This window comes from Micromonospora sp. 4G55, assembly GCF_016803375.1.
This window is the reverse complement of sequence record NZ_JAEVHN010000370.1, coordinates 1-6,177: the sequence shown is the minus strand read 5'-3', so window position 1 is coordinate 6,177 and position 6,177 is coordinate 1. Positions and strand designations below refer to the sequence as shown.

Genomic DNA, 6,177 nt, shown 5'->3' with positions numbered 1-6,177 from the left:
ACTCTCCACCGTCGGTTCCTCGGGTGGCTGCCGTGAAGGCCGGTGATCTGGTGCAGGTCACCAGAGCCGCCAGCGTGCAGTTCGTCAATCCCTTCTTTTTCCGGGTGATTCGCGTGCTCGACTGGCGACCTACGACCGGTGGGTGTGGCTCGACGGCTACCAGCTCAACGACAAGGGCGACGCCGTAGCCCGACGATCGATCTTCGTGCAACCGGCTGGATTGGTCATCCAACGACGGACCGCCCCCGCGCCCGTGACGGTCGGGCAACAGAGGCGGTCCAGATCGCCGCAGAGGCGTTAACCCACCGGGGCGGGTGTCGTCGGACGGGTCCGGGCGTGCGGGTCGCCTCCGGACCGGCTGAGAACGCCTCGGATGGTTGAGCTATGCCACCGGTCGCCACCGTGCGCGGTCGGCACCTGGTCGGCGTTGAGCTGGTCAGCGATAGCGCGCAGGGTGTGGCCGTTGGACCGCAGGCGACGGATGCGCCGGATGACTGGCTTGGGGACGAGGATCGGTCGACCGAGCTTGACGCCGGACTCCTTGGCCTCCGCCAGGGCTTCCGCCGTGCGCTGGCTGATGATCTCGCGCTCCCACTCGGCAACGCTCATGACGATGTTGGCCACCAAACGACCGTTGACAGTAGATGTGTCGATGCCCAGGTCGAGCGCGACGACGGACCACCGCTGCTTCTTCGCCACCCGTAGCACCTGGGCGAAGTCGGCCACCGACCGCGACAGCCGGTTGAGCTTGGCCACGACCAGGCCGTCAGCGTTCCCGGCCGCGAGCTGATCCAGCGCCCACGTCAGTCCAGCCCGGCGGGTGTGGGCACCCGTAGCGCCATCATCGGCAGGTGCCCACACCAGGCGCCACCCGTTCGCGGTAGCTGCGTTGCGGATGGCGGTCCGTTGCGCCTCGATGCCGTAGGCCGGATCGTCGGCGCGCTTGCGGTTGGCCTTGGACCGCCGGACGTAGGCGACCATCGTCCGCATCAGTCGCCCAGGGTGTCGGTGCGGATCAGGTCGTGATCCTCGGACCCGTCGTGCTGGTCCTTGCCGCAGACGATGCACGGGGCGAGGCAGGTCGCCATGAGCAGGGCTGCCTTGGTGTTGTGCTGGGCTATGCGCGACAGGGTGGCTTGCGCACCTGGGTAGTCGTGGTGGGCCAGTTGCTGCCTGGCTGCCTCGTACGCCCGATCGACCTGCGCCTTGAAGCGATCGAACGCCGCGAGCATGTCGGGTACGTTGGTCATGGTCCACTCCTTCCAGTGGATCAAGGCCCCGGACGCGGAGCTGCAACTCCGGCCGGGGCCGACTCATGTGGGTTATTTGGCGTTGGCCTTGGCGTACGCCGCGCGGCAGGCAGACCGACCGGCCAGGGTGCGCTCGTGACCGCAGTCGGAGTGGTCCAGCCGGCCCTTGTCGTTGACCTTGGGGGCGAACTCCGGCTTAGCCGCGGGGGTGGCCTTCGCCTTGGTCGTGCGCTTCCGGGTGGTCGGCTTGGCCTCGGGGTCGGTGGTCGGGTGCTCGGACACGTTGAGGTCAACGCTGGCGGGGTTGGTGTCGGTCATGATGTCCTCCTCGGTCGGTGCGCCCCGGTGGCGCAGCAGCAACGTATGAGGACTCGATGGCCAGCCCTAACCCCCTTCCCAACTGGTCTGAGACTCCGTCTCCAACTGGTGGGAGCGTCGCCTAGGTCACCACCTTGTTCAGAGCAGCGGCCAATCGCCAAGTGCTAATCACGAACTCCCGCACTTCGTGAGGGTCAGGAATCACACGTCCATGGGCGACCTTGTTTCGGAGGTCTTGCAGTCGTCGTCCCAGAGCGAGGAGGTCGTCGTTGATGACGCCTTCACGGTGTAGTTCCATCATTCGCTGGTAGCTGGCGACTAGCCTCCTGTCCGTTCCCGGAGGATTCAGTGCGTCTTCTACCAGGTGCCACGCTCGCATGACGCCACCGACAGGGTGTCGCTCCGCTTCTTCGACAAGGTCGCTGAGGGTGGGGTTCGGCGCTAGACGGGCAGCACCGCCTTGTTGGGTTGGCAGGGCCAGTTCTTCGGGCTTATCAGGTGCAGCTACCTCGGCAAGTTCACTGGTTGCAGCTACCTCATCCCTAAACTCGGCCTCAATGCCGGCCGGTCCCGCGAATCGGTTGAGCCTTCTGAAGACCTGAGCGATCTCGCGCCGTAGGAGTATGACCGCCACCATGGCAACCGCTGGCCAGGCCAAGGCGGTCACGATCTTCACCGAAGCTTCCAGCCATCCCACGGCAGGGATCGTAGGTGTTCACCGCAAGGACTGCCGGTGTGGATTGAACGTCATACCCTGGCCCGGTGCTCGCTGGTGAAGCCCCAAAGATCACCGACTGGATGCAGGCGTGGGGAAGCCTGGCCGGTCTGGTGATGTCGACTGTCGCGGTGGTCTTCACCGGCCTGCTGTTCCGTCATGAGATCCGCGTGCGCCGGGAGGAGCAGCGCGACAACGAGGCGGCCCTGGCGCGGCTGGTGGTGTACGAGTTCCGCCGCGTAGATACGACGGATGTCGATGATGACGGGAACCTCATCGGTGACGTGGTCTACATCGAGTACCGGATTCGCAACCTCGCCGCTTCACCGATTCTTGACGTGACCTTCTCACTGCTGGACGTAGAGAAGGGGGTTATGCACCCAGCGATGACCGTGAGGGAAGTTGTGGTCTCGGAGACTGACGTGGGTGTTGACTTCGATCCGCCCTTGGAAATCCAGGAGCCCTGGGAGCTGGATCTCCTGCTCCCGGTCATCCACTTCACGGACGCCAACGGCCTGCAATGGGTCAGGCAGGGCACCGCGAGTCCCGTCCGCTACTTCCCGAAGAAGGCCCCGGGGCCGGGCAAGGGAAGGCTCATCAGGATTCCTAGACCAGCCAAGTCACGCTGACCCGCTGGGAGAACACCTTCGCTCGGTGAAGCTCGAACCGGTCGCGCCAGGCTTCCTCGGGCTCGCCCCGGCGTCGCGGTGGGGCGCTGGTGAACAACCGGCCAGTCTCGGGGTTGATCGGGTGAGGGCCGATGTCGATGCGCTCGATGACCGAGGCGAGGATGGTTCGCTTCCACACGTCGTCACGGTCAGCCCACACCGCGCGTAGGTCGGTACCGGACGGCAGGCGGGTATGGGCACGCTTCCTGGTGGCCCTGTCCAGCGCGGCGCGGTTGGCCTCCAGCCGGTCCGTCAGCCGTGCCCGGCGTCGGCGGTACTCGGCCTCACCGATCAGGTTGTCGTCGCGCTCGTCTCCGAGACGGATCAAGCCCTCCTCGTCGTCAGCAACGGCCTTACGCAACTCGCGCTCGGTGTCGTCCACGCCTTCCCTGTCGCGGGCCATCGCAGCCCGTAGGGCGGGGGAGTCGAGCCGGGTGAACACCTGCTCCGCGATGTACTCCTCAAGGGGCCGCATGACGATCCGCGCACGACCACACCCGCCGAGGGCTTTGGAGCACTCGTACGTCGGTCCCTCGGTACGCTTGGCGCTCGTCGAGGTCATGCGGTTACCGCAGTGGCAGAACACGAGGCCCGACAGCATGTACTTGCGCTGATTGGTTTCGCTCTTGCGCCGGCTGGGGTCGGCCAGGATCTCGCACACCCGCTGCCAGTCCTCGCGGTCCACAATCGGCTCCCAGGGTGTGGGGAACAGCTCGCCGTTGTACTCGCGTAGGCCAGCGATGGCGGGGTTGGTGACGGCTCGCTTCAACGTCCGGGGCTGCATCCCGAAGTCCTTGCTGATGCCGTAGACCGTCTCCCCGGCCAGCAGTCGGCGGACCGCATCGCGGACCCGTGGCGCGTCGGTGGTGTGGTGCTGGAAGCCCACATATCGGGGGTTGCCTTCCTCGCGGATGCCCTCGTATCCGAAGGGGACGTTGCCACCGTGAAACTCACCCTTCAACGCACGCTGACGGACTGCCGCCCGGACTCGCTCCCCGATACGTTCTGCCTCAGCCTCTGCCATCGACGCCTTGATGTTGAGGATGAAGCGACCGTTGGTCGTCTCGGTGTTGTCACCCTCGGTGGTGGCGAAGGCGACGTCATGCTTCTTGCGCCACTTCATGAACGGGGCGAACTTCCACAGCTGCCGGTGCAACCGGTCGACCTTGGCAACGATGATCGCGTTGGCCTCGCCCCGCTCACACGCACGCAGCATGGCGTTGTAGTTCGGCGGGTCGCGGTCGGTGCTGGCGCTGGTGTCGTTGTCTTCGTACACCCGCACGACCGCCCATCCGAGGGCAAGGGCAACGGCCCGGCATTGCTCTTCCTGCCGCTCGACGCCGAGTCGTCTGCCCTCGCGGTCGCTTGAGATGCGGGTATAGATGAACGCCTTTCGCTCCATGCGGGCCATCGTACGATGGATGCCCGTTATTGGGTAACGTGCGGTGGCCCGCGCCCTCGGTCTCCCGCTCGCCGGCACGCTGCGGCCCGAGCCGGCGTTGTGCCGGGGGCTGGAACGGGGCGAGGCGCCGGCCGGGGCCGGGCGAGGCCCGCTCGCCGCGCTCTGTCGGCGGATCGTCACCGAGCTGACCGGCCTGCCGGTGCCGGGTGCGGCATGACCGGCCGGCCCGACGACCTGTCGGCCCGGGTCCGGCAGCGGATGGCCGGCACCGCTACCCGGGTCACCCCGGCCGCGATCGTCTCCGCCGTCCGGGCCGAGCCCACCGCCGCGGTCCTCGGTGACACCGCCGTGCTGCGGATGGCCGACCAGGTCCGCGACGACCTGGTCGCGCCGGGCCGCTCGCCCCGCTGCTGGCCGATCCGCAGGTCACCGACGTGCTGGTCAACGGCACCCGGGTGTGGGTCGACCGGGGCGAGGGCCTGCGACAGGTGGCGGTGCCGCTCGGCTCCCTCGACGACGTACGGCGGTTGGCGCAGCGGCTCACCGCGGCCGCCGGCCGCCGGCTCGACGACGGCTCCCCGTACGCGGACGCACGGCTGCCCGACGGCACCCGGCTGCACGCCGTACTGCCGCCGGTGGCGACCGACGGCCCCTACCTGTCCCTGCGTACCTTCCGGCAGCGGCCGTTCACCCTCGACGACCTGGTACGCCAGGGCACCGTCCCACGACCGGTCGCCCCGGTGCTGGCGGCCGTGGTGGCCGCCCGGCTGGCGTACCTGGTCACCGGCGGCACCGGCTCGGGCAAGACCACCCTGCTCAACACGCTGCTCGGGCTGGTGCCCTCGACCGAGCGGATCGTGCTGGTCGAGGACGCCGCCGAGCTGCACCCGGTGCACCCGCACGTGGTGGGGCTCCAGGCCCGCACGGCCAACGTGGAGGGCACCGGCGCGGTCGGGCTCAGCGAGCTGGTCCGGCAGGCGCTGCGAATGCGTCCCGACCGGCTGGTGGTCGGGGAGTGCCGGGGCGGGGAGGTCGTCGACCTGCTTGGCGCCCTCAACACCGGCCACGACGGCGGTGCCGGGACGCTGCACGCGAACACCCCGGCCGACGTGCCGGCCCGGTTGGAGGCGCTCGGACTACTCGGCGGGCTGCCCAGGGCCGCGCTGCACGCCCAGGTGACCGCCGCGCTCCAGGTGGTGCTCCAGGTACGCCGCGGCCCGCGCGGCCGGGTGCTGGAGTCGATCTGCCTCCTGCTGCCGGAGGGGCCCGACCGCCTGGTCACCGTCGTGCCCGCCTGGGTTCGTGGACGAGGGCTGGGGCTGGCCGGTCGAGCCCTCGGCACGCTGTTGCGGGACCGGGGCGTGGCGGTGCCGCCGATCCTCTGCGAGCCGTGGCCGGGATCGGCGGGGCCGGCATGAGTCTCCCGATCTGGCTGGTGGCGGCGTTGCTGGTGGGCGCGGCGGCGGTGGTGGCCTGGCCGGTCCGCAGCAGCCGCCGGCGACGCCGCGTCCTGCTCGGTGCCGGCGCACCCGGCCAACCCACACTCACGCCGCACGACGCCGAGTCGCTCCGCACCGCACCGGCCGCCTTCCTCGCGTCCGAGCCATGCACCGAGGTGCCGCAGACACCACCGGTTGTCGCCGCCCCGGCCGCCCTCCTCGCGTCCGGGCCCGCCACCGAAGTGCCGGAGACGGCGCCACCGGTTGTCGCCGCTCCGGCCGCGGTCGTACCGCCCGGACCGCGCCGGTCGGGCGGGACGAGATCGAGCCGGCTCGCACCTGCCGCCGACCGCCCGTGCACCGTGGCGGTGGCCGTCGGGGCCCA

At 69.1% G+C, this 6,177-nt stretch carries 6 protein-coding genes and 4 pseudogenes; 5 read left to right on the top strand and 5 right to left on the bottom strand.

Translation table 11 applies throughout. The annotated features are described in order from the left end of the window. Positions 1–23 precede the first annotated feature (23 nt). Positions 24–301: pseudogene (locus tag JNW89_RS24650) on the top strand (hypothetical protein). Here the strand turns inward: JNW89_RS24650 and JNW89_RS24645 are convergent. The 4 genes from JNW89_RS24645 to JNW89_RS24630 form a co-directional block, all read right to left on the bottom strand. After that, positions 298–990 (bottom strand): recombinase family protein, encoded by a 693-nt coding sequence (locus tag JNW89_RS24645; protein ID WP_238450679.1) that lies wholly within the window; start codon positions 988–990, stop codon positions 298–300. The pseudogene JNW89_RS24650 and the gene JNW89_RS24645 sit on opposite strands and share 4 nt — an antisense overlap. Next, complete coding sequence (locus JNW89_RS24640) at positions 990–1,250, bottom strand: hypothetical protein (RefSeq protein ID WP_238450678.1); 261 nt, start codon at positions 1,248–1,250, stop codon at positions 990–992. Before JNW89_RS24640 ends, JNW89_RS24645 begins: the two co-directional genes overlap by 1 nt. A gap of 72 nt (positions 1,251–1,322) precedes the next feature. Beyond that, a complete protein-coding gene (locus tag JNW89_RS24635) occupies positions 1,323–1,568 on the bottom strand; it encodes a hypothetical protein (protein ID WP_238450677.1) in 246 nt (81 codons plus the stop codon). 121 nt (positions 1,569–1,689) lie between these two features. After that, positions 1,690–2,265 carry a hypothetical protein gene (locus JNW89_RS24630; protein WP_238450676.1) on the bottom strand — a complete coding sequence of 192 codons (576 nt, stop codon included), beginning with the start codon at positions 2,263–2,265 and terminating at the stop codon, positions 1,690–1,692. Positions 2,266–2,330: 65 nt separating this feature from the next. On the opposite strand from JNW89_RS24630, the gene JNW89_RS24625 reads away from it, so the two are divergent. Beyond that, positions 2,331–2,912 carry a hypothetical protein gene (locus JNW89_RS24625; RefSeq protein WP_238450675.1) on the top strand — a complete coding sequence of 194 codons (582 nt, stop codon included), beginning with the start codon at positions 2,331–2,333 and terminating at the stop codon, positions 2,910–2,912. Here the strand turns inward: JNW89_RS24625 and JNW89_RS24620 are convergent. Next, the gene (locus tag JNW89_RS24620) at positions 2,890–4,353 is read right to left on the bottom strand and encodes a recombinase family protein (protein WP_238450674.1); all 1,464 of its coding nucleotides are present in this window, start codon (positions 4,351–4,353) and stop codon (positions 2,890–2,892) included. The two genes, JNW89_RS24625 and JNW89_RS24620, sit on opposite strands and share 23 nt — an antisense overlap. A gap of 43 nt (positions 4,354–4,396) precedes the next feature. On the opposite strand from JNW89_RS24620, the pseudogene JNW89_RS24615 reads away from it, so the two are divergent. From JNW89_RS24615 to JNW89_RS24605, 3 pseudogenes are all read left to right on the top strand, one after another. Beyond that, positions 4,397–4,570: pseudogene (locus JNW89_RS24615) on the top strand (septum site-determining protein minD); the annotation flags it as partial. Continuing rightward, positions 4,567–5,771: pseudogene (locus tag JNW89_RS24610) on the top strand (TadA family conjugal transfer-associated ATPase). The pseudogenes JNW89_RS24615 and JNW89_RS24610, both read left to right, overlap by 4 nt. Next, positions 5,768–6,177, top strand: a pseudogene (locus JNW89_RS24605) (hypothetical protein); the annotation flags it as partial. The pseudogenes JNW89_RS24610 and JNW89_RS24605, both read left to right, overlap by 4 nt.

Bases quoted from the DNA above. Each gene is read 5' to 3' on its own strand.
- JNW89_RS24645 (WP_238450679.1), bottom strand. From the start codon at position 990: ATGCGGACGATGGTCGCCTACGTCCGGCGGTCCAAGGCCAACCGCAAG.
- JNW89_RS24640 (WP_238450678.1), bottom strand. From the start codon at position 1,250: ATGACCAACGTACCCGACATGCTCGCGGCGTTCGATCGCTTCAAGGCG.
- JNW89_RS24635 (WP_238450677.1), bottom strand. From the start codon at position 1,568: ATGACCGACACCAACCCCGCCAGCGTTGACCTCAACGTGTCCGAGCAC.
- JNW89_RS24620 (WP_238450674.1), bottom strand. From the start codon at position 4,353: ATGGAGCGAAAGGCGTTCATCTATACCCGCATCTCAAGCGACCGCGAG.